18 protein-coding genes are annotated in these 24,211 nt (G+C 47.4%); 12 read left to right on the top strand and 6 right to left on the bottom strand.

Annotated features, from left to right (window positions below; all coding sequences use genetic code 11):
• Positions 1-85: 85 nt before the first annotated feature.
• Together hemC and B7X71_RS04805 are read left to right on the top strand one after the other, a co-directional pair.
• Positions 86-1,066: a hydroxymethylbilane synthase gene (gene hemC, locus B7X71_RS04810; protein ID WP_293600270.1), complete on the top strand. Its 981-nt coding sequence runs from the start codon at positions 86-88 to the stop codon at positions 1,064-1,066.
• A gap of 6 nt (positions 1,067-1,072) precedes the next feature.
• Entirely contained in the window at positions 1,073-1,882 is an 810-nt protein-coding gene (locus B7X71_RS04805) for a uroporphyrinogen-III synthase (protein ID WP_293600269.1), read from the top strand.
• On the opposite strand, the gene B7X71_RS04800 is transcribed toward B7X71_RS04805, so the two are convergent.
• The 3 genes from B7X71_RS04800 to B7X71_RS04790 all read right to left on the bottom strand — a co-directional run bounded on the left by B7X71_RS04800 (position 1,879) and on the right by B7X71_RS04790 (position 5,682).
• On the bottom strand, positions 1,879-2,451 hold the full coding sequence (locus B7X71_RS04800; protein ID WP_293600268.1) for a chorismate lyase: 573 nt from the start codon (positions 2,449-2,451) through the stop codon (positions 1,879-1,881). The two genes, B7X71_RS04805 and B7X71_RS04800, sit on opposite strands and share 4 nt — an antisense overlap.
• Before the next feature lie 2 nt (positions 2,452-2,453).
• Positions 2,454-4,025, bottom strand: coding sequence for a DEAD/DEAH box helicase (locus B7X71_RS04795; RefSeq protein WP_293600267.1), 1,572 nt, complete (start codon positions 4,023-4,025; stop codon positions 2,454-2,456).
• A gap of 253 nt (positions 4,026-4,278) precedes the next feature.
• Positions 4,279-5,682, bottom strand: a complete 1,404-nt coding sequence (locus B7X71_RS04790) for a coniferyl aldehyde dehydrogenase (RefSeq protein ID WP_293598899.1) — start codon at positions 5,680-5,682, stop codon at positions 4,279-4,281.
• 50 nt (positions 5,683-5,732) lie between these two features.
• Here B7X71_RS04790 and msrA point away from each other — a divergent pair, with 50 nt between their 5' ends.
• Positions 5,733-6,305: a peptide-methionine (S)-S-oxide reductase MsrA gene (gene msrA, locus B7X71_RS04785; RefSeq protein WP_293598900.1), complete on the top strand. Its 573-nt coding sequence runs from the start codon at positions 5,733-5,735 to the stop codon at positions 6,303-6,305.
• Positions 6,306-6,334: 29 nt separating this feature from the next.
• Here the strand turns inward: msrA and pdxH are convergent, their stop codons facing one another.
• The gene (gene pdxH, locus B7X71_RS04780; protein WP_293598901.1) at positions 6,335-6,970 is read right to left on the bottom strand and encodes a pyridoxamine 5'-phosphate oxidase; all 636 of its coding nucleotides are present in this window, start codon (positions 6,968-6,970) and stop codon (positions 6,335-6,337) included.
• A 22-nt stretch (positions 6,971-6,992) separates the two neighbouring features.
• On the opposite strand from pdxH, the gene B7X71_RS04775 reads away from it, so the two are divergent.
• The 6 genes from B7X71_RS04775 (at position 6,993) to B7X71_RS04750 (ending at position 14,868) form a co-directional block, all read left to right on the top strand.
• Positions 6,993-7,742: a tRNA threonylcarbamoyladenosine dehydratase gene (locus B7X71_RS04775; protein WP_293598902.1), complete on the top strand. Its 750-nt coding sequence runs from the start codon at positions 6,993-6,995 to the stop codon at positions 7,740-7,742.
• 305 nt (positions 7,743-8,047) lie between these two features.
• The gene (locus B7X71_RS04770) at positions 8,048-9,373 is read left to right on the top strand and encodes an amino acid permease (RefSeq protein ID WP_293599230.1); all 1,326 of its coding nucleotides are present in this window, start codon (positions 8,048-8,050) and stop codon (positions 9,371-9,373) included.
• 10 nt (positions 9,374-9,383) lie between these two features.
• Positions 9,384-10,502, top strand: a complete 1,119-nt coding sequence (gene ald, locus B7X71_RS04765; RefSeq protein ID WP_293599228.1) for an alanine dehydrogenase — start codon at positions 9,384-9,386, stop codon at positions 10,500-10,502.
• A gap of 74 nt (positions 10,503-10,576) precedes the next feature.
• Positions 10,577-11,152, top strand: a complete 576-nt coding sequence (locus B7X71_RS04760; RefSeq protein WP_293600266.1) for a TMEM165/GDT1 family protein — start codon at positions 10,577-10,579, stop codon at positions 11,150-11,152.
• A gap of 32 nt (positions 11,153-11,184) precedes the next feature.
• Positions 11,185-13,794: an aminopeptidase N gene (pepN, locus tag B7X71_RS04755; protein ID WP_293597841.1), complete on the top strand. Its 2,610-nt coding sequence runs from the start codon at positions 11,185-11,187 to the stop codon at positions 13,792-13,794.
• Positions 13,795-13,857: 63 nt separating this feature from the next.
• On the top strand, positions 13,858-14,868 hold the full coding sequence (locus B7X71_RS04750) for a class 1 fructose-bisphosphatase (protein ID WP_293597842.1): 1,011 nt from the start codon (positions 13,858-13,860) through the stop codon (positions 14,866-14,868).
• 103 nt (positions 14,869-14,971) lie between these two features.
• Here B7X71_RS04750 and cphA (B7X71_RS04745) read toward each other — a convergent pair whose 3' ends face one another.
• Together cphA (B7X71_RS04745) and cphA (B7X71_RS04740) are read right to left on the bottom strand one after the other, a co-directional pair.
• Complete coding sequence (gene cphA / locus B7X71_RS04745) at positions 14,972-17,542, bottom strand: cyanophycin synthetase (RefSeq protein WP_293597843.1); 2,571 nt, start codon at positions 17,540-17,542, stop codon at positions 14,972-14,974.
• Positions 17,543-19,735: a cyanophycin synthetase gene (cphA, locus tag B7X71_RS04740; protein ID WP_293597844.1), complete on the bottom strand. Its 2,193-nt coding sequence runs from the start codon at positions 19,733-19,735 to the stop codon at positions 17,543-17,545.
• A 234-nt stretch (positions 19,736-19,969) separates the two neighbouring features.
• Between cphA (B7X71_RS04740) and B7X71_RS04735 the strand changes: the two genes are divergently transcribed.
• From B7X71_RS04735 to B7X71_RS04725, 3 genes are all read left to right on the top strand, one after another.
• Positions 19,970-22,288 (top strand): ABC transporter ATP-binding protein, encoded by a 2,319-nt coding sequence (locus B7X71_RS04735; protein WP_293597846.1) that lies wholly within the window; start codon positions 19,970-19,972, stop codon positions 22,286-22,288.
• On the top strand, positions 22,285-22,761 hold the full coding sequence (locus B7X71_RS04730; RefSeq protein ID WP_293597845.1) for a DUF1854 domain-containing protein: 477 nt from the start codon (positions 22,285-22,287) through the stop codon (positions 22,759-22,761). The genes B7X71_RS04735 and B7X71_RS04730 overlap by 4 nt, the downstream gene beginning before the upstream one ends.
• A 220-nt stretch (positions 22,762-22,981) precedes the next feature.
• Complete coding sequence (locus tag B7X71_RS04725) at positions 22,982-23,980, top strand: tripartite tricarboxylate transporter substrate-binding protein (RefSeq protein WP_293597847.1); 999 nt, start codon at positions 22,982-22,984, stop codon at positions 23,978-23,980.
• Positions 23,981-24,211 lie beyond the last annotated feature (231 nt).

Here is a 24,211-nt window from a genome sequence, read left to right as displayed (position 1 = left end):
AGCTTGGGCTTTGTTGGCAAGGGAATTTTTTGATGAGCTCATAAACGCAGTATATTGGTGTAGGTCTTTGATTATTTTAAATGTTATGTCCCAAACCCCCATTTCTAGCTCCATATCCCCTATCTCTGACACCCCTTCGCGCCTGGTAATTGCCTCCCGGGAGAGTCGCCTTGCCATGTGGCAGGCGGAGCATGTCCGCGATTGCCTTAAAAAGCTCTACCCAGCGTGCGACGTGCAGATCCTGGGTATGACTACCCGGGGCGATCAAATACTCGATAAGGCCCTCTCTAAAGTCGGGGGTAAGGGTTTATTTGTCAAAGAGCTTGAAACTGCTCTAGAGGATGGCCGAGCCGATTTGGCCGTGCACTCCCTGAAAGATGTCCCCATGGTCATGCCAGAAGGCTTTGATTTGTCTTGTGTCATGGCTCGGGAAGATGCGCATGATGCCTTTGTTTCTAATGATTACGCCAGCCTTGAAGATTTACCAAAGGGTGCTGTAGTTGGTACATCAAGCTTGCGGCGTGAGTCAGTGCTCAGATCTAGGTTCCCGCATTTAGTCATTCAGCCTTTGCGTGGTAATTTAGATACTCGTATGGGCAAACTCGATCGCGGTGAATATCAGGCCATTATTTTGGCTGCCGCTGGTCTCAAACGCTTGGGCCTAGAAAGCCGTATTCGCGCACTACTGCCGATTGATCCTTACACGCCAGCTGCTGGACAGGGTGCGCTCGGCATCGAAACCCTCAGCAAGCATCCCAATATTAAAGATTGGCTTGCGCCACTCAATGACCTACCAACTCTCTATGCGGTTACTGCTGAGCGTATGGTGTCACGCCAATTAGGTGGTTCTTGTGAAGTGCCCTTGGCTGCGTATGCCACCTGGGATCAAGATCGCATGAACATTCGATCTTTTGTTGCCAGCGTCGATGGCACTGCAAGTTGTTTGGCTAGCGCGCAGGGCACTGTCAAGAATTTGGAAGATGCTGAAGCACTAGGTCTTTCTGTAGCGCGCGATCTGATTTCACAAGGTGCTGAGCATCTATTGCCCAACGGTTTGCCTAAGTAAAACTCCATGAGCAATAAGACCATTGTCATTACCCGCCCCAGCGGGCAGGCACGTCAATTATCGGAAGCGCTTCAGGCAAGCCTGATTAGGAGTGGTTTTACTTCAGAAAATTCTCCTGAGATTATTTCTTTACCCTTGCTAACAATTGCCCCGAGGGGTGATGATGTTTTGGTAGGGCAGATGAGGAACGTGCTGAAGGTGGCAGACTTAGCCATCTTCGTTAGTCCGAATGCCATTGAATGCACGATGCGCTTAGTCGAGCAATCTTGGCAAGATTTATCTGATCAGCCTTTGCCTATTGGAGTGATGGGAGGTAGCAGCATGGCGGCCCTCAAAAATCACGGCATTGGTATTGAGGAAAATCCCACGAAAGTCATCCTTCCTCAGCGTAATGCGCAATGGGATTCAGAGGGTTTATGGGTCGAACTACAGAAGCTGGGCTGGGATTGGTCCGCTAAGAAAGTCATTATCTTTAAAGGTGAGGGTGGCCGCGATTGGCTGGCTGACACTTTAAAAAATGCTGGCGCTCAAGTTGAAGCATTCTCAGTGTATGCACGCGTGCCTTTGGATTTGAACAGCCCTGCCTGGAATGTGGTGCATGAGATGAATTTTGCGCAATCTCTTTGGCTTCTTACCTCATCTGAGGCAGTGCGCTATTTAGGGCAAGCAAAATTACCACTCGATCTAGCAACCGCCATTTGCCCGCATCACAATATTGCCGATACTGCCGAGCAAATTGGTTTTGGTGAGGTGTGTACGTGTGGGCCTGGAGATGAAGCTCTTATTGCTGCATCCCAAGCTTGGCTATCTATTTAATTGCTGGGGTATCTGAGTAGGGCCGGCAGAAGTACTTCGCTGACCAAGAGTGGGCGCCCTTTAAGTTGATATAGCGTACGTCTTGCCCAGCTGACCGAGGGCAGTTGTGGATATTGTTGAAAACATTTTTTCCATAGCGCACTTTGTTTATCTAAGCGAGCAATTTCACGGAGCGGTTTCTTTTTGGAGTGCATGCGCGCCTTAGCAAAAAGCACGGCGCCCAATGGTTTCTTGCCTAAGCGCAGAACCTCGTGGTTGCTGCCGCTCGAGCTGCTGGTAGGAATGATGCTATGTGCCATAACGAGCGGAATCCCGTCAGCACAAAGTAATACTTCTCTGATACGACAACGTTTTATCTTGAAATGAAAATAGCGACTCTCGTCGCTATTTAGGTTTTGCCGGCAATCTCGCAGAACTAGTACTTCTAGTTTTTGTCCGATTGCGCGTTCAATTTTTTGAGTTAAAGAACCGGTATCGCTGAGCCAAGACTGCCATTTATGTGGCGCTTGATGCAATTCACCGGAATCGACTCGATTCCATACAGAACGGAGACGACGACGGTGAAGCATTTTTAGTTGCCGCTAAAGCTTCTACGTTGACCGCCAGTTTTGGGTTTAGCAAAACGGGGACCAGCGGACGGACGTGAGTCGCCAGAGCGATTGCCGCCAGCAGGACGTGAATCGCCAGAGCGTGCAGGACGTGAGTCAGCAAAACGATTGCCGCCAGCAGGGCGTGAATCGCCAGATGGACGTGAGTCACCGGATGGACGGGAATCACCAGAGCGAGATTCAAAATGATTGCCTGAGCGATTACCACCGCCTCCGCCACCAGAACGAGACTCTGAGCGAGCACCAGAACCATAACGACCACCGCCACCGCCAGAGCGGTTACCACCGCCAAAGCCACCGCCAGAGCGACCGCCACCTGGGCGACCACCGCCACCACCAAAGCTTGGCTTGGCTTGCGGCTCGAGGCCGGCAATGACTGAAGCAACGATGTCTTGCTGTGTAAAGCGTTCGATATTGCGAATCTTGGCGCGATCACGATGTTCAACCAAAGTGATAGCAACACCATTGCGGCCTGCACGACCAGTACGACCGATACGATGCGTATAGTCTTCTGGTTTCATTGGCAAGCCAAAGTTAATCACGTGACTAATACGTGGCACATCAATACCACGAGCCGCTACGTCAGTCGCAACCAAAATCTTGGTGTGACCTTTACGCAAAGACTCAAGACGACGCATACGAACAGCTTGAGGCATTGCACCGTGTAAGGCGCTAGCTTCGTAACCATTGGCACGTAAGGTGTCAGCAATTTTTTCGCTTTCAATTTGCGTGCTTGCAAATACAACCGCTTGATCCAAAGAGGCATCAGCCAAAATGTGCTCGAGCAATTTATGCTTGTGTGACATGCTGTCAGCCCAGTGCAGCTTCTGCTCGATGTTTGCGTGCTTTTCACCAGCATGAGCAAGCTCAATACGTTTGGCATTCGTAGTTAACTCATTGGCCAAAGACATAATCTTTGGTGCAAAAGTTGCAGAGAACATCAAAGTTTGGGTACGAGCAGCGCAACGCTTGTCAATTGCCTCGAGATCGTCAGCAAATCCCATGTCGAGCATGCGATCAGCTTCATCGATTACGAGTTGTTTAACATCATCTAAGCGAATTGCTTTGCTATCGGTCAAGTCGAGTAAACGACCAGGAGTTGCGACAACTAACAATGCGCCTTTCAGGGCTTGGATTTGTTTGCCATAAGGCATGCCGCCCATGACGGTTGCAATACGGATACCTTTCATGCCACGAACTAAGTTCACTGCATCTGCGGCAACCTGTTGAGCTAATTCACGAGTGGGGCAGAGCACTAACACTTTAGGTTGTGCACGGCCTGGTACAGGTGAGCCGTTTGGGTTGTCTTCGATGAGTTGATTAATCAAAGGCAATAAGAAGGCTGCGGTTTTGCCGCTACCGGTTTGGCTGCTGACCAATAAGTCACCACCAGCAAGGGCGGCAGGAATAACCTGAGCCTGTACTGAAGTAGCTTGGGTATAGCCCAGCTCAGCAACGTTTTTAAGGAGTGACGCCGCGAGGGCGAAATTCTGGAACTCGGTTCCAGAGGGATTGGTTTCTTTAGAAAAAGTCATGCTATTACACATCCCGTTTAAGGGATGTCTCCGTGTATACACTCTCTGTTTTTTATTGAGTGTGATGGTCAAAGGCATCGACCATCAGACAGGCGGCAGCGCGTTTTTTAAACTTCGGTGTTTATAACTTCTAAACGGTACGCTGAAATATAGCTGGGGGGCGATGAATCAAATTGCTTTTAAAAGCCTCCTATTATGGCATTTTAAGAAGCTAATTACAAGGGTTTTCCCGAATTAATTGCAGGTCATGGCTTTAGTTTAGCCAGCGCAATAGGCGCTCAACTCCATTTCCATAGGGTGGCCTTGCCAATTTAGTGCCGCGCAAGAAATTAAACCCAAGGAAGCCTCGAACCTCTAAAACAGATTTGCGATGACTAAATGCCTCAAAACCCGCTTTGCCATGATAAGCGCCCATGCCGCTTGCCCCAACGCCACCAAATGGTAAGTCTTCAACAGCTGCATGCAAAAGAGTGTCATTCAATGTGACGCCGCCCGAGCGAGTCTCATTCAGAATGCGCTTCACCACTTCTTTGCTCTTGCCAAACCAATATAGGGCCAATGGCATAGGACGCTCATTGATATAGCGGATTGTTGAATCGATATCGTTGATTGCCACGATTGGCAGGATCGGTCCGAATACCTCTTCTTGCATGATGAGTGCATCTTCAGAAATATTTAAGAGGGCTACCGGAGTGAATGGCATTACGGAATTGTCAGGAGATGAGATGAGTTGAATTGCCTGTGCACCACGATCTACCGCATCTTGAACAAGCTGATGCCAACGTGCAAGCTGATGTTCATCAATAGCGCCAGTCAACTCCTCTGGATTGCGGAATTGTTTCTGAGCTGCATTTTGTAACTCCTGGATAAATGCCTCGCAATCACTTGCATGAACTACTGCATAGTCAGGCGCAATGCAGGTTTGACCGCCATTCACCAGCTTGCCGTAAATGATGCTGGCAGCAGCATCTTTGAGATTGGCTGAGGGGTCAACAATCGCTGGTGATTTGCCGCCGAGCTCAAGGGTAATCGGTGTCAGGTGATCTGCAGCTGCACGCATAACCTTTTTGCCAATGTCTCCTGAGCCAGTAAAAAAGAGATGGTCAAATGGGAGCGCTGCAAAATATTCTGCAACTTCAGTGCCGCCAACGCTGACACAAAATTCGCTTGGGTGAAAATATTCTTGAATTAATGTTGCTAAGAATCCAGATGTACGTGAACTTCTTTCTGAGGGTTTGAGCCAAACACGGTTACCCGCCGCAAAAGCTGCAATGGCTGGAACAAGCGCTAGTTGAACTGGATAATTCCAAGGACTCATAATGCCCACGACACCCATAGATTGCATTTGTGTCCAAGCGTGAGAGGAGCCTAAGAATCCAGGTGTTGCTACGAGTTGCGGCTTCATCCAATCTTTGAGGTGCTTGCGAACATGTTTGCAAGCCTGATAAATCATTTGAAACTCAAGAAGTCGACTCTCAATTGAGTGGCGAGTGCCGAAGTCTGCAGCCAAGACTTTGCAGATTTTTTCTTCATTGGCAGTAATCATTTGCTCAATCCGCCCAATTCGCTCAAGGCGAACCTCTAATGTAGGGTTCGGTTCTGCGGCATAAGCTGCCTTGATTTCATCTAATTGGAGTGTGAAGCGATTTATGGACATGGGTTTCTGTATGGCAAGCAAACGATTGAATAAGGTATTAGGATAAAGGCATGAACGAAACTATCTTTAAAAACCACCCAACTCTTGAGCGCGCCACTTTGGGCGGCGGCTGTTTTTGGTGTCTCGAAGCGGTTTATCAGCAAATTTCCGGGGTAAGCGCGGTCGTTTCAGGGTATGCAGGAGGTGCAATGGCTAATCCCGATTATGAGTCTGTATGCTCGGGGCAAACAGGTCACGCAGAAATTGTAGATGTCTATTTCGATCCGACAGAAGTCTCTTATCGTGATTTATTGGAAATATTTTTTGTTATTCATGATCCAACTACCTTGAACTATCAAGGTAATGATCATGGTACCCAATATCGCTCAGTGATTTTTACGCATAGCGATAGCCAAAGTGCAATCGCTCATGTGGTAATTAAAGAATTGGAGGATGCAAAGATCTATGCCAATCCGTTGGTGACTCAAATTGATATTGCTCCCGTTATTTATCCGGCTGAGGACTATCATCAAAATTACTTTCGTCAGCATCCAGGGCAGGGATACTGCATGGCAGTCGTTGCGCCCAAATTGGCGAAATTTAGAGCAAAGTTTCAATCCTTGATCGCGCCGGAGTTTCGCTAGAGTAATCGGATTAAGCGTCCGCCAATCCTTTAAGGTGCTAGGCGAGCAATCCGCCATTGAGCACCATCGAGTTGATAGTGGATGCGGTCATGCAGGCGTGAAGGACGGCCTTGCCAGAATTCAATTTCAGTAGGGTGTAGACGATATCCACCCCAATGCTCTGGTCTTGGAGGCCTATCTCCGAAATCTGCTGCGAAACGCTTTTCAGCTTCCTCCAGAAACTCTCGATTCGGAATCTCAGCACTTTGCGGTGAAGCCCATGCCCCAATTCGGGAGGCTGCTGGGCGCGAGTGGAAGTATTCATCGCTCTCGGCAGGGCTGACACGCTCAACCACACCTTTGATGCGAACTTGACGCTCTAGCTCATGCCAATGAAATAACAAGGCGGCATGAGGACGAGCGGCCAACTCTTTGCCTTTTTGGCTTTCGTAATTGGTAAAGAAGGTAAAGCCAGCGCTATCTGCACCTTTTAGTAAGACAATACGGGCTGATGGATTGCCTGCCGCATCTGCAGTTGCCAAAGTCATCGAGTTGGGTTCAGGACACTCCGCCTTGACGGCCTGATCAAACCAAAGCTGAAATAGGCTTAGTGGATTCGGTGGAACTTCAGTCTCTGAAAGCTGGCCAAAGGTATAGTTTTTGCGGAGTTGAGCGATGGAGTCCATTTTTTCAGTATAAAGAGAAGCTATGGCAGAAGACAAGATAGAGGACAGCGTAGGGGATCGTCGTTTTGGGGGTGTAGCTCGGCTATACGGCCCAGAGCTGCGTGAGCGTTTTCGTCATGCGACAGTAGTAGTGGCTGGATTAGGCGGTGTGGGCTCTTGGGCCGCTGAAGCTTTGGCTCGCACTGCTATCGGTCATCTTGTCCTAATTGATTTCGATCATATTGCCGAAAGCAATACCAATCGTCAGCTACATGCTTTAGAGGGCGAGTATGGCAAAGCAAAAGTACAAGCAATGACGGATCGTATTCGCCAAATTAATCCGGAGATCATGCTTACTACACATGATGCGTTTTTGGAGCCAGAAAATTTGGATGCTTTGATTCCAGAAAATGCAATTGTTTTAGATGCAACGGATTCAGTGCAAACCAAAATTGCCTTAGCGGTTTGGGCAAACAAAAATCAGCGTGCTGTAGTGATGTGTGGTGCAGCTGGCGGAAAATCAGATCCGACCTCTGTTCGTTGCGATGATCTTTCTAGAACTGAGCAAGACGCTTTATTAGCCAAGGTGCGTCAGGGCCTCAGACAGGATCATGGCTTTTCTAGAAATTTGAAGAGAAAAATCGGCATTCGCGCAATCTACTCTCACGAGCCGCGCGCAGGTGTTGCTAGTGGTGGCCTTGCATGTTCTGGTTACGGGTCAACAGTGATGGTGACTGCATCCTGCGGTTTGGCGGCGGCGGCTGAAGTTTTAAATCTGATTGCTAGTCAGTAAGTCATTCTTTCAAATTTACTCATAAATCCTTAAGGGGAATCCCTGTAGGAAATTACGGATTCTGATGTCATCCCAAATTTAATAATTCCCCGGTAAGCCCGTGCATACGTAGAGACATCATGTATTGCAAATCACATTTATTTGTTTAGGCACTTTGTGCATTTATATCCCCTAGTGTAGATGTGCACTCCTCCCTAGACTTTGCCTCGTTGGTGATTTACCAACGACAAATCGAAAGGAGGTCTCTTTTGCAGACTGAACAAACTGGTTTACAGCGCCACCTCAAAGTGCGGCACATTCGCCTCATGGCTTTAGGTTCCACTATCGGCGTTGGATTATTTCTGGGCTCGGCAAGCGCGATTCAAATCGCAGGACCTTCAATCTTGTTGGGATATCTCTTGGCAGGTATCGTTGCCTTTATCGTGCTTCGGACCTTGGGTGAGATGGCGGTGCATGAACCTGTCGCGGGTTCTTTTGCCGCCTATGCCAACACCTACGTGGGGCCGCTCGCAGGCTATATGGTCGGGTGGGGCTACTGGACTTACTGGATCGTCGTTGGAATTGCTGAAGTCACTGCAGTTGGTATCTATATGGGGATTTGGTTTCCCGAAACACCGCAGTGGATCTGGGCTCTTTCTTCCATCTTGATGATGGGTCTTATTAATCTCATTGCCGTAAAAGTATTTGGTGAGTTTGAATTTTGGTTTGCTCTTATTAAAGTGGTTGCTATTGTCGCCATGATTGCTTTGGGTGGTTCAGTCATTTTCTTTGGCTTTACCAATGACTGGAATCCGATTGGCTTTAGTAACTTATGGCAGCACGGCGGTTTCTTCCCCAACGGCATTAGTGGCATGTTGCTGTCCTTGCAGATGGTCTTATTTGCATACGTTGGCATTGAGATGATTGGTCTATCTGCTGGTGAAGCAGAGAGTCCGCGAAAAACCATTCCGATGGCGATTGATTCCTTGGCATGGCGTATCTTGATTTTTTACATGGGTGCCATCCTTGTCATTTTGGCAATCTTCCCCTGGAATGAGGTTGGCCAGCAAGGTAGCCCATTCGTGGTGATGTTTGAGCGGATTGGTTTACGTGAAGCTGCCGGAATCATTAACTTCGTAGTAATTACCGCTGCCTTGTCATCTTGTAATGCCGGCATCTTTAGTGGTGGGCGACTCTTATATGCGCTATCAGTCAATGGCTACGCGCCATCGCCATTTGCAAAACTATCGAAGTACGGTGTTCCCCATCGCGCAGTAATGGCGACAGTGGCGGTTTGCATGACTGGTGTGGTGTTGAACTACTTCGTTCCAGACAAAGCATTTCAATACATCATGGCCGCAGTGACCTTTGTTGGTTTGATGGTGTGGATTGCAATTTTGATTACGCAAGTTCAATTCCGTCGCTCACTTACAAAAGCCCAGGTTGCTGAGTTGGCATACCGCACTCCCTGGTGGCCCTATTCCTCGTGGTTCGCATTAGCATTTATTGCCTTGGTAGTAGTGTTGATGGGCTTTCATGAGGATGCGCGGATTGCCTTGGTCTTGGGTCCGTGTTTATTAGGTGTGTATCTCGCCATGTTTTACATCGTTGGCTTGCATCGCAAAACAAAACTGAGTCGTGAATTCAAATAAGGAGACATAAATGATTGTTGGCGTACCTCAAGAAGTAAAAAATAATGAATTTCGTGTTGGCTTAACCCCAGGAAATGTGAGGGGCTTGTGCAAACAAGGGCACTCTGTTTTAGTGCAGCGTGGAGCAGGTGAGCAAATTGGCTTGAGCGATGAATCCTATCGTTTGTCGGGGGCCACTTTAATCAATAGCGCAGCTGAAGTTTTTGCTAAAGCCGAAATGGTGGTGAAGGTGAAAGAGCCTCAGCCACAGGAGTGCGCGATGTTACGTGAAGATCAAATTCTCTTTACCTATTTGCATCTCGCGCCAGATCCACAGCAGACCAAAGCCTTGCTCGCTTCAGGCGCAAGTTGTATAGCCTATGAGACAGTCACTTCGTGTAGTGGCGCTTTACCTCTCTTGGCTCCAATGAGTGAAGTTGCAGGCCGAATGTCTATTCAAGCTGCGGCTAGCTTTCTAGAGAAAACAAACGGAGGCTTGGGAATATTAATGGCGGGTGTCCCGGGTGTGGCCCCAGCAAAGGTGGTCATCTTGGGTGCCGGCGTTGTGGGGCGAAATGCCTTACAGATGGCGGTTGGCATGGGAGCAGATGTCTGTATCTTCGATCGCAATATTGATTGCTTAAGGCAGATTGATATGCTCTATGGCAATCGTGTGAGAACCTTTTATGCCGATCCACTTTTGGTGGAGCTAGAGGTTTGTGAGGCAGATGTGGTCATTGGCGCCGTGCTCTTGCCTGGTGCCGCTGCACCGAAGTTAGTGACCCGTGAGATGGTGCGCAAAATGAAGGCGGGCGCAGTAGTAGTGGATGTGGCAATTGATCAAGGGGGTTGTTTTGAGACGTCTAAGCCCACAACCCATGCTGATCCGACATTCATCGTGGATGGCGTTCTACATTACTGCGTAGCCAATATGCCTGGTGCAGTCGCCAGAACCTCTACTTTTGCATTGACGAATGCAACCTATCCATTCATTGAGGCCTTAGCAAATCGAGGGATGGTAAGGGCACTCTCACATGATCATCATCTGCGTAATGGCTTGAGTGTGCATCAGGGTAATCTCACCTCTGAGCCGGTAGCTAAAGCTCAGAAAATAGACTTTGTGCCGGCAGAAGAGTTATTAGTGGCCTAGTAGTTTCAATGCAGTTCTAGGGATTGAATGTCTCAGGAGTCTAGGCTCCTGAGCTTTCCTCTATCATTCTAAGGATGGACTTATCTGCATTAGCACTTTCTACCGGTGTAGTCGCACTTGCTGAGATGGGGGATAAAACCCAATTACTCTCATTGATGTTGGCTGCACGTTATCCAAAACAGGCCCTTGCCATTATTGGTGGGATCTTGATTGCGACGATTGCCAATCATGCCTGCGCAGCTTTACTAGGGCATTGGCTCACGACTTTTATGAGTCCGGATCTTCTCAAGTGGATTTTAGGTTTGAGCTTTTTGGGGATTGGACTTTGGCTCCTGGTGCCTGACCATATTGATGATGCATCAGGTTCAAAAGTGGCTGATAGAGCCTTCCAGGTATTTATGCTGACGGTTGGACTCTTTTTTCTGGCTGAGATGGGGGATAAGACCCAGATCGCCACGATCGCCTTGGGCGCGAAATATTCCGATGTCTTTTCTGTGACAGTTGGCACCACTTTGGGGATGATATTGGCTAATGCCCCGGCTGTTTGGATTGGTCAGAAATTCACCAAACGCATGCCCATTAAGTGGGTACATGCTGTAGCCGCAGTAACCTTTATTGCTATTGGTGTAGCTACCCTTATTTGGGGTTAGGTCGAATTTTCTATGGGGCTTAAAATTGCCCTATGAAAACTGATCTGCCACAGAGCTTTCGCAGGCTCGAATACCGCGCTCCCAATTACACCTTTTCACAGGTTGAGCTAGACATTGCTTTAGATCCCGCTAGGACGATTGTAAAGAGTCGCCTTGAGGTTCTGCCTGGTGCTAGTCATGAGGCGGGTTCGCCTTTAGTATTGCAGGGTCACGAACTCGAGTTTGTGAGTTTGCGCATCAATGGCGAAGCCCATCGCCAATTTGAGCTCACACCAGAATCCCTGACTATTCATGCATTGCCTGATGAGGGTAAGCAGACATTCATCGTTGAAATCATCTGTGTTTGCGTGCCCGAGAAAAATACCTCGCTCATGGGCTTGTATGTCTCCAATGGCAATTTCTTTACCCAGTGTGAAGCTGAAGGATTTAGAAGGATTACCTACTTCCTCGATAGACCAGATGTCATGGCGCGTTATCGTGTGACCCTGCGCGCTCGTGAGGCGGAGTGTCCAGTCTTATTATCAAACGGCAACCTGATTAGCACTGAAAAATTGCCGAATGGTTGGCATAGCGCCGTCTGGGAAGATCCGTTTCCAAAACCGTCTTACTTGTTTGCCTTGGTTGCCGGCAAATTGGAATGCATTGAAGAAACCATCACCACTAGTAGTGGTGCAAAAAAGTTATTACAGATTTGGGTTGAACCTCACGACTTGAAAAAGACCCGTCATGCAATGGATTCTTTAATTGCATCAATTCATTGGGATGAAAAACGCTACGGACTTGAATTGGATCTCGAGCGCTTCATGATTGTGGCGGTCAGTGATTTCAATATGGGCGCAATGGAAAACAAGGGGCTCAATGTTTTCAATACCAAATTTGTACTCGCACAGCCAGAGACGGCAACAGATGCTGACTTCGCCAATATCGAGAGCGTCGTGGCTCACGAGTACTTCCATAACTGGACCGGTAATCGGGTTACCTGTAGGGATTGGTTTCAGCTTTCTCTTAAAGAGGGCTTGACTGTATTCCGGGATCAAGAGTTTTCTGCAGATCAAATGGGTAGCGAGTCAGGTAGGGCAGTTAAGCGCATTGAAGATGTGCGTTTATTACGCCAACTGCAGTTCCCCGAAGATGCGGGCCCAATGGCGCATCCAATTCGTCCAGACGAGTACCAAGAAATCAATAATTTTTACACCGTGACGGTGTACGAGAAGGGCGCTGAAGTTGTGCGCATGTATCAAACGCTATTGGGTGTTGAGGGTTTCCGTAAAGGCATGGATCTTTACTTTAAACGCCATGATAGTCAAGCGGTGACTTGCGATGATTTCTTGGCAGCGATGGCTGATGCTAATGACCGCGATCTATACCAATTTAAAAATTGGTATAGCCAAGCAGGTACCCCAAAAGTTAAGGTGGAAGAGTCCTATGACGCGGATAAAAAGGAATATCAAATTACCTTGACGCAAAGGCCTTCGACAAATGTGGCTCAGAAAGATAGCAAGCCTTTTCATATTCCACTGAAGATGCGTTTGCTAACACCTGCGGACGATCAGGTGGAGACTTTGTTGGAGCTGACTCAGACTCAGCAAACCTGGACTTTTGATCAGTTATCTAGTCATCCAGTGCTATCGATTAATCGTAATTTCTCAGCTCCAATTCATTTAGAATTTGATCAAAGTGAGGCTGATTTGCTCACCATGTTCTCGAGCGATGATGATGCCTTTAATCGCTGGGAGGCGGGTCAGAAGCTTGCAATGCAAATGATTCTGGGCAGTCGCCTACCTGATAAGGCATTGCTTGAAGCTTATCGCACTCTCTTGACTGATCCGGATCTGGATCCTGCATTTAAAGATTTGGCGCTGACCTTGCCTGCGGAGACCTACTTGTATGAGCAGTGCGTTAGTGTGGACCCCCAGCAAATTTATACTGCCCGCCGCGCTTTCCGCCACGCTATTGCAAGTGAGCTGCGTATCGAGTGGGCTGCCCAATATCAGCAGATGCAAACACCGGGACCATTTAATTCTGATGCGGTCAGCGCTGGTAAGCGTTCCTTAAAGAATCTCGCACTCAGCATGTTGCTCGAAGCGGATCCGCTGATCTGGGCACCAATGGCGGTCAATCAATATCAGAATGCTGACAATATGACTGACCGATACGCCGCCTTGGCCGGTTTAGTGATTCATGGATCGAAATCAGCAGCAACTTGTTTAGATGATTTCTATACACGTTTTGCTGATGATGCTTTGGTGATAGATAAGTGGTTTGCATTGCAATCCAGCAGGCCGCCAGTAGCTAATGCTGAATCCACCTTGAATGAAGTCAAACGCTTGCGTGAGCACGAAGCTTTCAAAATGAATAACCCCAATCGGGTTCGTAGCGTCATTCATGCGTTTTGTATGAATAACCCCGCCAGCTTTCATCAGGTGGATGGAAGTGGTTATGCATTTTGGGCAGAATCGGTTCTTGCTTTAGATTCAATTAATCCTCAAGTTGCTGCTCGCTTGGCCAGAGGCCTAGATCGCTGGCGTCACTTTGCAAAACCTTACCAAGATCACATGCTGGCGGCCCTTAAGCAGGTGGATGCCTGCGAAACCCTCTCTGCAGATGTGAAAGAGGTGGTTTCTAAGGCTTTGGCGAATTGATTGGTTCAGAACAAGGCAAAATAGAGCCAATACAGAAATAAACCCATTCCGGAGAAACTCCTTTTGAGCGCTTCAAATACTTTTAATACCAATTTCAAGCAATACCTATCATCAGCCAAGGTGAAGGGCGCAGATATCCCTGCGGGCCTACAGGAGCTTTTGTTTGCGGTTGCTGATACCTGCTCTACCTTGAGTCACGAAGTGGCGCAAGGAGCCTTGATTGGCTTATTGGGTTCTGCTGGTACAGGCAATGTCCAAGGTGAGGTCCAGCAAAAGCTAGACGTCATTGCCAACGATTTATTAATTGATGGCGTACAGGGATGTAAGTCGCTAGCTGGACTAGCATCTGAAGAGATGGAGTTGCCGCTTCCAGTCCAGGGCACCGGTGATTACTTGTTGCTATTCGACCCATTGGATGGCTCATCCAACATCGATGTGAACGTATCTATCGGCACTATTTTTTCTGTACTCAAGAAACAAGTTCCTGCAGCGCCATTGCAGACCGAGGATTTCTTGTTATCTGGTCGTCACCAGGTGGCTGCAGGTTATGTTGTCTATGGCCCACAAACCACTATGGCATTAACTTTGGGTGATGGCGTTGTCATGTTCACTTTAAATAAAGTGACCGACGAATTTGTTTTGATTAAGCATGCGGTTGAGATTTCTCATTCAACCAAAGAGTTCGCCATCAATATGTCGAATATGCGTCACTGGGCCGAGCCCGTGCGTCGCTATGTAGATGAGTGCTTAGCCGGCGTGAGTGGTGAACGCGATAAAGATTTCAATATGCGTTGGATTGCATCCATGGTTGCCGATGTTCATCGGGTCTTATCCCGCGGCGGTATCTTTATGTATCCATGGGATCAGCGTGAGCCACATAAACCGGGCAAGCTGCGCCTGATGTATGAGGCAAACCCCATGAGTTTCTTGGTGGAGCAGGCTGGTGGTGCATCGACTAATGGTGATAAATTGATTATGGACATGGTTCCAACTGAACTCCATGAACGTGTCTCCGTCATGCTGGGATCCAAAGAAGAGATCGAGCGTCTACAGCATTACCATTCTCTGGCTTAATCCATTTTCTGCAATTAGCGGCAGTAAGACTAAATAAAAAGCCCAATCACTGATTGGGCTTTTTTATTACTTTATCAAATTTACTCAGAGCTGGGATAAGGAGTTAAGGTCGCACCTTCTCTTTAAGGTAGGCCAGAGATTCTTCTACTTGGTCAATTAGGATGAGGCAAATATCGCCAGCAGACAAATCATTGAGTGCGGTATCAATCGCGAGAAATTCGCCGGTAATTTCTTTAACCTGTTTAGCTTTCTTAGTCCCTACCAAGCCTTCTTGAAGAAGCTTGAGAACCTCTCCATCTTCGCGGCCACGTTGGCACTGGTCTTGATAGAGAATGACATTGTCAAAGCTATTGCCAAGAATACGGGTCAAATCACGAATATCTTCATCACGACGATCGCCAGCGCCGCTAATGACTACATGGCTCTTCTTGGGCTTCATGCACTCAATCGCGCTTGCTAAAGCACGCATGGCATCTGGATTGTGACCATAGTCAGCAATTACCGTAGCGCCTTGATGTTGAAATTGATTGAAGCGTCCTGGCACTGCATTGGCAGTGCTTTCAAAAGAGTGAAGTCCGCGTTCAATATTGGCGGCATCTAAGCCTAGGGCCCAGGCCGCACCAATGGCGGCCATAGCATTTTCCACTTGGAAGCCTAAAACACCATTTTGAGTCAATGGAATTTCGCTCACAGGGAAACGGAAGAGGATGCGCTCTCCTTTAGAGCAGACGATGTCAGCGCCATCAAAATAAATTACTTTTTTATTCTTAGCGCGATGAGCTGCAATTACGGGATGGTGTTGATTTTGTGCAAAGAAAATTACTCGACCTGTACAAACATCACCCATTTTTACGACTATTGGATCGGCTGCATTCAAAACTGCAGCACCTGTTGGTGCTACGTTCATCACAATGACGCGTTTCAGAATCGCCAGATCCTCTACGCTAGTAATGTAATTGAGGCCTAAGTGGTCACCTTCGCCAATATTGGTAACAACGGCAACTTCACAGCGATCAAAGCCAAGACCTTCACGAAGCAATCCGCCGCGAGCTGTTTCCAATACAGCGGCATCGACATCAGGGTGCATAAGGACATTGCGGGCACTCTTAGGTCCACTGCAATCGCCAGAATCAATAAGGCGATGGTTGATATAAACACCATCGGTTGTAGTCATGCCCACCCTTAAGCTAGTCTCATTGAGCAAATGAGAGATGAGGCGAACAGTGGTGGTTTTGCCATTGGTTCCTGTAACAGCTATAACTGGAATGCGACCATCTTCACCTAAGGGGTACATCATGTTGACAATATCTTCACCCACGGGGCGGCTCTTGCCATAGGAGGGCTTGAGATGCATTCGAAGGCCTGGTGCAGCATTGACTTCCACAATGCCGCCACCCTGCGGTTCTAAAGGCTTATAAATAGCTTCACAGAGGATATCGACGCCAGCAATATCCAGTCCAATCATTTGTGCTGCAGCAATTGCACTGGCAGCAACATCAGGATGGACATCATCAGTGACATCAGTAGCCGTACCGCCTGTACTCAGATTGGCGTTGTTACGCAAGAGAACCCGTTCACCAGTTTTTGGAACGTACTGGGGGGTGAGCTTGTTGCCCGCTAAGTGTGCAAGAGCAATATCGTCAAACCGAATCTTCGTCAATGCCGTTGCATGGCCATCACCACGTAATGGATTTTTGTTTTCTAGCTCTACCAGGTCGGCGACGCTGTGCTTGCCATCGCCAACCACCTGAGCTGGCTCACGACGTGCGGCTGCAGATAAGCGATTGCCAACCACCAGCAAGCGATAGTCGGCGCCTGGAAGATAGCGCTCCACAATGGTTTCTCGACCAAACGCTTGGGTAACTTCAAAGCCTGCGCGAACTTCCGCTTCCGTTTGAATGTTGGCAACAACACCTTTTCCCTGATTGCCATCTTTTGGCTTCAGAACAATTGGACCGCCAATTTTTTGCGCAGCGCGCCATGCATCATCAGCGGAGGTAACTACCTCGCCAATTGGGACTGATACTCCTGCAGCAGCTAAGAGATTTTTAGTGAGCTCTTTGTCTTGGGCAATTGCTTCTGCAATAGCGCTCGTGTCGCTGGTCTCGGCAGCCTGAATACGTTTTTGCTTGCTACCCCAACCAAACTGCACCATGCTACCCTCGGTCATGCGGCGATAGGGGATATTTCTTTGCACGGCAGCATCAACGATAGATCCGGTGCTTGGTCCTAAACGAACATCTTCATACAAGGCCTCTAATTCTGAGAGGGCCGCAGCTAAATCAAATGGCACATCATTGAGGGTTGCCTGGATTAATCCAAATGCAAAATCAAAAGCCATGCGCCCAACAACTTCTTCGGTGTACTCCACCACAATTTGATAGACGCCAACATCGACAGTTTGTACTGTGCGACTGAAGGTGACTGGACATCCCGCTTGTGACTGAAGACCTAAGGCAGCATGTTCTAGCGCATGTGCAAGAGAGAGGATTTCATTATGTCCACCGCGACGCATGCTTCCTAATTGAGGAAAGCGCTCACGAATCTTATTTTCGAATTGGGGGATTGAATCGATTGATCGCTCTGTTTCATCGCAAGAAACAATTGCCTCTAGGGCGGTATGGCGGCTCCATAAATTTGGGCCGCGCAACATGCGAATACGGGTGATTTCCAATTAAGTACCTGCAGCAATGTTGGAGTTGGAAACGAATGTTTCAACTCCAGCTTCTATAACGTTGAACGGAATATCTAAAGCCCAAGCAGCTCCGATGGCCGCTGCAAGGCTTAAGTTTGGAGCCCAGTCAAGAGATGAACCCTGAACGGCTGGCGGAATAGGGATAACTAATGCATCCAACTTACCCTGCTTGAGGGTAATCACAGATGGGCTCACAATGATTGAGCGACCATCTTTTTCTTGGTGGGCAGTTATGACAGAAGAGTTTGGGTCTTGAGAGAAATACATCACTTCACCCTTGCTGAGTTCAGCCATTTTTACAATTATGGCAACATCAGCATTTAAGACGCTAGTGCCTGTCGGCAATACGACATCTACTTGAGTGCGAACCACGTTAAATAGTTGATCCTCTTCGGTGATGTTGTGCTCCGGAAAGAGTTTAAGCGGATCAATGTTGAGAACGATGCCAACTTGACACTGGTCATAGGCAAGTCCCTCTAGTAAAAGAGATGCATTGTCATTTTCAATTACAGCAACTTCAATGGCTCTATTTTGTAGGGTGCGTCGTGCATTTTCCCAGTGGGAAGAAGAGTTTTGCTTGATGGTGCGACTGCCAAAATACAGGCCATTATTCGTAGAGAGGCCAACATGCATATTTGTTAGTCTAATAAAATGGGCGACCATTTCAGCAACAACTGTTCTTCCAGCATTTCCGCTGATCCCAACGATAGGAATCCTAAAATCGTAGCCTGGAGGAAATAAATGGTTTGCAATCTCCTCGCCTACAGGCTGGGGTTTGCCGCTCGCGGGCTTGAGGTGCATTAATAAACCGGGGCCAGCATTCACTTCGACGATGGCAGCATTTTGTGACTCTAGTGGCTTACTAATATCTTGGGCGACGAGATCAACACCAGCAATTTCTAATCCAACTACGCGCGCAGCCAAGGCAACCTGATGTGCTACTTCAGGATGAACTAAATCTGTAACATCAAATGCTACATTGCCATTGCTTTGAATGAGCACCTTTTGATCGATGCTCGGGATACTGTCGCCTGCCAATTTCTGGCGTGCGAGCTCGAGCTCAACAGCTGAATCAATGCGCACTGGATTGAGTGGGCATTCTTCTGTAGTGCCTCGACGTGGGTCTGAATTAATCTGAATCTGAATGAGTTCAAGAACGCTATGTTTACCATCGCCTGTAATCCAAACGGTTTCACCTTTAGCGGCAGCTACTACTTTGTTGCCGACTACTAGCAGGCGATGTTCGTCGCCAATGATGTGGCGTTCTACTAAAACTTCACTACCTTCCTCAATTGCTACAGCGTAAGCCGCTTCAATTTCTTGTTGGGTATAAAGGTTGATAAATACGCCACGACCATGATTACCATCAATTGGCTTCACAACGACTGGTAAGCCAATGTCCTGTGCAGCTTCCCAGGCATCATCTGGACTGCTAACAGTTCTACCTTCGGGGGTTGGGACCCCCGCGCTTGCGAGTAGACTTTTGGTAAGGTCCTTATCACGCGAGATGGTTTCTGCAATGGCGCTAGTTTGATCAGTTTCAGCTGTCCAAATGCGTCGTTGTTTAGAGCCGTAGCCAAGCTGTACTAAATTGCCACTAGATAATCGAATGTAGGGAATTTCTCGAGCTGTTGCGGCATTGACGATGCATGCTGTGCTGGGTCCAAGACAGAGGTCGTCACTTAAATCACGTAGCTCTTCAATAATCTTTTCTCTTTGCGCAACGGCATCACCGTTATCTTGAATTAAGGTAAGGAGAAGATCGCGCGCAAATTTAAAGGCCTGCAATGTCACAGCCTCTTCAGTAGCGCTCACAATCACCTTATAAACGCCTCGGCGACCTCCGTCACGCGCTCTACCAAACCCACCTGCAATACCGGCTAAGTTTTGAAGTTCAATTGTGAGGTGTTCAAGAATATGCCCAGGCCAAGTTCCTTCCTCAACGCGTTTTAAAAATCCACCAGGCTCTCCGTAGCTGCAACGGTGCTCATGCAAGCTGGGAAGGCACTTGCTAAGACGATCGTAAAAGCCAGGAATTAAATCCGATGGATAGTCCTCTAAGTCGCCAATATCAATTAAAACCTCAAGAGCAGGGTTATAGCTCCACATATTGGGGCCGCGAAGATGCCTATGGCTCAGGATTTCAATGGTTTTATCTAGTAATTGGGGCATATGTGGAATGGGGAATCTCGGCGCCACTTCAGGAAGCGAGGGCGGGGATGACTCAGACTATCTCTCAGGTTCTAGTAATTATTCAAAATCCACAAAATTAGTAAAAATACATAAAAAAGACTATTTCGATAATTTAACGGCTTTCCACCCCTGAAAGTTGACAGCGCCGTTAAATCTTAGAAACCTAGCTCCACTATACTTTTAGGACTAATGAAGCCCGAAATTTCCCCGTCTATGCCTTCCATACCCATTCAATGGGTTAGTGCTTTAGAGGCCGCCCAGTCCACAATAAACGGGCTGGACTCCATACTGGCATGGGTTGAGCTTGATCTTGACGGTGGAATGCATTTTGAAAAAAGCCTACTTTGCTTGATCCCATCAGGCCTATTTTGGACTGATGGCACCCACTCAGAATTCTGGCCTATTAGCTCTGGGGCTCATCTTTTGCATGGAGATCACGCAGGAGTGGGTCATCTGAAATTGGAATCTGACATCCATTTACTTAGGCTTTGGCATTTCACTTTGGCGGTTAATCCCCAGGTATTACGCTTACAGGCCACTTATAAGCAATTAATCAAGGGTGAGCGGATAGGCCAAGAGTCTGAGGTTTCCGAATACGATAAGCAGGTTTGCCCAGTTTGTTTAAGCCCTAAGCCCGCTAATTCAGAAGCTTGCCCTAGCTGTGAACCTGAGGAGGATGCACCTCCATCCACTTGGACTTTATTTAAGTTATGGCGTTTTGCACGCCCATATAAAAAACAGCTTTTGCTAGGTTTCGTGCTGACTTTGCTGTCAACCGGGGCCACGCTCATCCCACCTTATCTGACGATGCCCTTAATGGATCACGTGTTGATTCCATACGAAAAAGGCAATCCGATTGATTTTGATTTGGCCAGCAAATACCTATTTGCCTTATTTGGTGCGGCTATCGTTGCATGGGGCTTAGGCTGGTGGAAAACCTACCTGCTTGCATTGGTGAGTGAGCGTATCGGTGCTGATTTACGCAACACTACTTTTGAGCACTTGCTCAAATTGTCTTTGGAGTACTTCGGCGGAAAAAGAACGGGCGATTTAATTGCGCGTATTGGAGCCGAGACAGATCGTATTTGTGTATTTTTATCTTTATATGCCTTGGATTTTGCAACTGACGTCATCATGCTTACGATGACTGCAGCGATCTTGGTTTCAATAGATCCCTTGCTTGCTTTAGTGACGCTCGCGCCATTGCCATTTATTGTGTGGATGATTCATGTGGTGCGTGACAAACTCCGCTTTGGCTTTGAAAAGATTGATCGCGTTTGGTCTGAAGTGACCAATATTTTGGCGGACACGATTCCAGGTATTCGGGTTGTCAAAGCATTTGCTCAAGAAGATCGTGAGCTCAAGCGTTTTGTGGATTCCAATAAACACAATTTGCAAATTAATGATCGCGTCAATCGTGTCTGGGGTTTGTTCTCTCCAACAGTCACACTGTTAACTGAAACTGGCCTCTTGGTGGTGTGGGGTTTTGGCATTTGGCAGGTGGCACATCAAAAAGTCACCGTGGGTGTTTTGATTGCTTTCTTGGCCTACATCGGGCGCTTTTATATTCGACTGGATTCCATGAGTCGAATTGTTTCTCATACGCAAAAAGCAGCAGCTGGCGCTAAACGTATTTTTGATATCTTGGACCATGTCTCTAGTGTTCCGGAGCCAATTAACCCGGCACCATTAGGTCGAGTGGAGGGTCGTATCGCCCTAAGGGGCGTGGGTTTCCGCTACGGCAACCGCGCTGTTTCCAAAGGTGTCGATTTGGATATTGCTCCCGGAGAAATGATCGGCCTAGTTGGGCATAGTGGTTCTGGTAAGAGCACTCTAGTGAATTTGATTTGTCGTTTCTATGACGTGAGTGCTGGCTCAATTACATTGGATGGACGCGATATTCGCAGTATCAAAATTGCTGACTATCGAATGCGTATTGGTTTAGTTCTACAAGAGCCATTCTTATTCTTTGGCACGATTGCAGAAAATATTGCTTACGGAAAACCAGATGCCACTCGTGGAGCAATTATTGAAGCAGCGCGAGCAGCTCATGCGCACGAATTTATTCTTCGCTTGCCGCTAGGTTATGACTCATTAGTGGGCGAGCGTGGTCAATCTCTTTCTGGCGGTGAACGTCAGCGTATTTCTATTGCTCGTGCACTATTAATCAATCCAAGTATTTTGATTTTGGATGAAGCCACTTCCTCTGTTGACACTACAACTGAAAAAGAAATTCAGCGGGCTTTAGATAACCTGGTGAAAGGCCGGACGACGATTGCAATTGCCCATCGCCTCTCCACTTTAAGAAAAGCAGATCGCTTGGTTGTGCTGGACAAAGGTGAGATCGTTGAAATTGGTTCTCATGACGAGTTGATGGAGGCGCAGGGCGCTTACTACGCTCTCTACCAAGCTCAATTGCGTCACGCCGCAGAATTGGTTGAGGGCGGCGCCATTGGTGAAAGTATTGATGAGGACGAACGTCAAGAAGAGCCTTTGCAAGTGATTGCCAAAGAAATTGGGGGCGGGGTATGAGTAATTATCAAAAGCCACACACGCTTGAGCGTGATGCCCTTGGCCGTCTAATGTTCATAGACGCTACTGGAACCAGTCACTCTGGAGTCTATCCGGTAAGAGCATTTCCGATTACCGAACCAGACGCAGGAATCTCGATCATGGATCAGTCTGGCAAAGAGTTATGTTGGTTTGATGGCGTTGCCGCCATCCCAGGAGCTGAGTTAGCTCTGATCGAAGAAGAATTGGCTGCTCGTGAGTTCATGCCCGTGATTGAAAAAATTACCCGGGTATCCACTTTTGCCACCCCGAGTATTTGGGATATTGAAACTGATCGTGGTCCAACCAGAATTCGCCTGAAAGGCGAGGAAGATATTCGCCGAATTGCTGGTAATACGCTTTTGATTGCCGACTCCAACGGCTTGCAATTTTTGATTAAAGATTCCACAAAGCTCGACAAGCTCAGCAAGAAGCTCTTGGACCGTTTTCGCTAGTAGCTGGTGTTGCAGTAAATCCCAGGCTTCTTAGATGGTGGCGATTAAATTATTTACTAGGGTTACTACTAATTTGATTGGTGTAAGCCCTAGGTGTCCATTTAAAAAATGTTGATGGTAATCAAGAGATCTGCACTGATAAAGATCAAAAATCATTACACACTAAACAAAAGCCAAAGTAATATTGGTATACAAATTTTTTGGAGGAGCGTTCATGAAGATGAAGTTAAAAGGGGCATTGATTTCCACCGCATTAGCCCTCGGTGCTGCTGGTGTTTCACCTGCTTTTGCTGCTTGGGAGCCAACCAAGCCAGTTGAGTTCATCATCCCTGCCGGTCCTGGCGGCGGTGCTGACCAAATGGCTCGTATGATCCAAGGCATTGTTACTAAAAATAACTTGATGAAACAGGCCATTATCCCTGTGAATAAGGGTGCTGGTGCAGGTGCAGAAGGCTTTTTAGCAATGAAAGAAGCAAAGGGAGATCCTAATAAGATCATCATCACTTTGTCTAACTTATTCACTACTCCGTTGGCAACTGGCGTTCCATTCAATTGGAAAGAAATTACTCCAGTAGCAATGTTGGCTTTGGACCAGTTCGTATTGTGGACAAATGCTGATAAGCCATACAAAACAGCTAAAGAATATATCGATGCCGCTAAAGCAGCTGGCCCAGGTAAATTCAAAATGGGTGGTACTGGCTCTAAGCAAGAAGACCAAATTATTACTGTAGCTCTTGAGAAGGCAACTGGTGCTAAGTTCACTTATCTGCCTTTCAAAGGGGGCGGCGACGTTGCTGTTCAGCTCGTTGGTAACCATATTGAGTCTTCAGTAAACAACCCAATTGAAGCTGTTGCTCAATGGCGTGCTGGCAAGTTGCGTGCTCAGTGTGTGTTTGATGACACTCGTATGCCATACAAAGAGAAGATCACTCCAACACAATCTTGGAGCGATGTTCCAACTTGTAAAGAAGTAGGTGTTCCAACTGATTACGTGATGTTGCGTGGTATTTTCATGGCTCCTGGTGTAACTCAAGAGCAAGTTGATTTTTATATCAACTTGATGAAAAAAGTACGCGAGACACCAGAGTGGAAGAAGTTCATGGCTGATGGCGCATTTAACCAAACATTCATGACCGGTAAAGAGTTTAATAACTGGTTGACTTTGAATGAAGCTTTACACAAGCAGTTGATGGCTGAAGCTGGTTTCTTGGCCAAGTAAGAGTTGAAAAAAGAATTGGGACCTCTGCGAGGAGGTCCCATTTTTTTGAGTGCATTATCAATAATTATTAAAAACAAAGCAGTATTAATTAACCATTTATTAGTGAACGAAGCACATGTCCGAACATACAAATAATTCAAATCAAGAATCAGTGATCAGTGTCAGAGCGATGGATATCATCACTGCCCTCTCATTCATTGTCGTGGGTCTTGTTGTAATGACCGGCAGCTT

The sequence above is a fragment of the Polynucleobacter sp. 39-46-10 genome (assembly GCF_002282275.1).
This window is presented reverse-complemented; position numbering and strand designations above follow the sequence as displayed.

Excerpts from the sequence above, each read along its gene's own strand:
- hemC (WP_293600270.1), top strand. The coding sequence starts at position 86 with ATGTCCCAAACCCCCATTTCTAGCTCCATATCCCCTATCTCTGACACC.
- B7X71_RS04805 (WP_293600269.1), top strand. The coding sequence starts at position 1,073 with ATGAGCAATAAGACCATTGTCATTACCCGCCCCAGCGGGCAGGCACGT.
- B7X71_RS04800 (WP_293600268.1), bottom strand. The coding sequence starts at position 2,451 with ATGCTTCACCGTCGTCGTCTCCGTTCTGTATGGAATCGAGTCGATTCC.
- B7X71_RS04795 (WP_293600267.1), bottom strand. The coding sequence starts at position 4,025 with ATGACTTTTTCTAAAGAAACCAATCCCTCTGGAACCGAGTTCCAGAAT.
- B7X71_RS04790 (WP_293598899.1), bottom strand. The coding sequence starts at position 5,682 with ATGTCCATAAATCGCTTCACACTCCAATTAGATGAAATCAAGGCAGCT.
- msrA (WP_293598900.1), top strand. The coding sequence starts at position 5,733 with ATGAACGAAACTATCTTTAAAAACCACCCAACTCTTGAGCGCGCCACT.
- pdxH (WP_293598901.1), bottom strand. The coding sequence starts at position 6,970 with ATGGACTCCATCGCTCAACTCCGCAAAAACTATACCTTTGGCCAGCTT.
- B7X71_RS04775 (WP_293598902.1), top strand. The coding sequence starts at position 6,993 with ATGGCAGAAGACAAGATAGAGGACAGCGTAGGGGATCGTCGTTTTGGG.
- B7X71_RS04770 (WP_293599230.1), top strand. The coding sequence starts at position 8,048 with ATGGCTTTAGGTTCCACTATCGGCGTTGGATTATTTCTGGGCTCGGCA.
- ald (WP_293599228.1), top strand. The coding sequence starts at position 9,384 with ATGATTGTTGGCGTACCTCAAGAAGTAAAAAATAATGAATTTCGTGTT.
- B7X71_RS04760 (WP_293600266.1), top strand. The coding sequence starts at position 10,577 with ATGGACTTATCTGCATTAGCACTTTCTACCGGTGTAGTCGCACTTGCT.
- pepN (WP_293597841.1), top strand. The coding sequence starts at position 11,185 with ATGAAAACTGATCTGCCACAGAGCTTTCGCAGGCTCGAATACCGCGCT.
- cphA (WP_293597844.1), bottom strand. The coding sequence starts at position 19,735 with ATGCCCCAATTACTAGATAAAACCATTGAAATCCTGAGCCATAGGCAT.
- B7X71_RS04735 (WP_293597846.1), top strand. The coding sequence starts at position 19,970 with ATGCCTTCCATACCCATTCAATGGGTTAGTGCTTTAGAGGCCGCCCAG.
- B7X71_RS04730 (WP_293597845.1), top strand. The coding sequence starts at position 22,285 with ATGAGTAATTATCAAAAGCCACACACGCTTGAGCGTGATGCCCTTGGC.
- B7X71_RS04725 (WP_293597847.1), top strand. The coding sequence starts at position 22,982 with ATGAAGTTAAAAGGGGCATTGATTTCCACCGCATTAGCCCTCGGTGCT.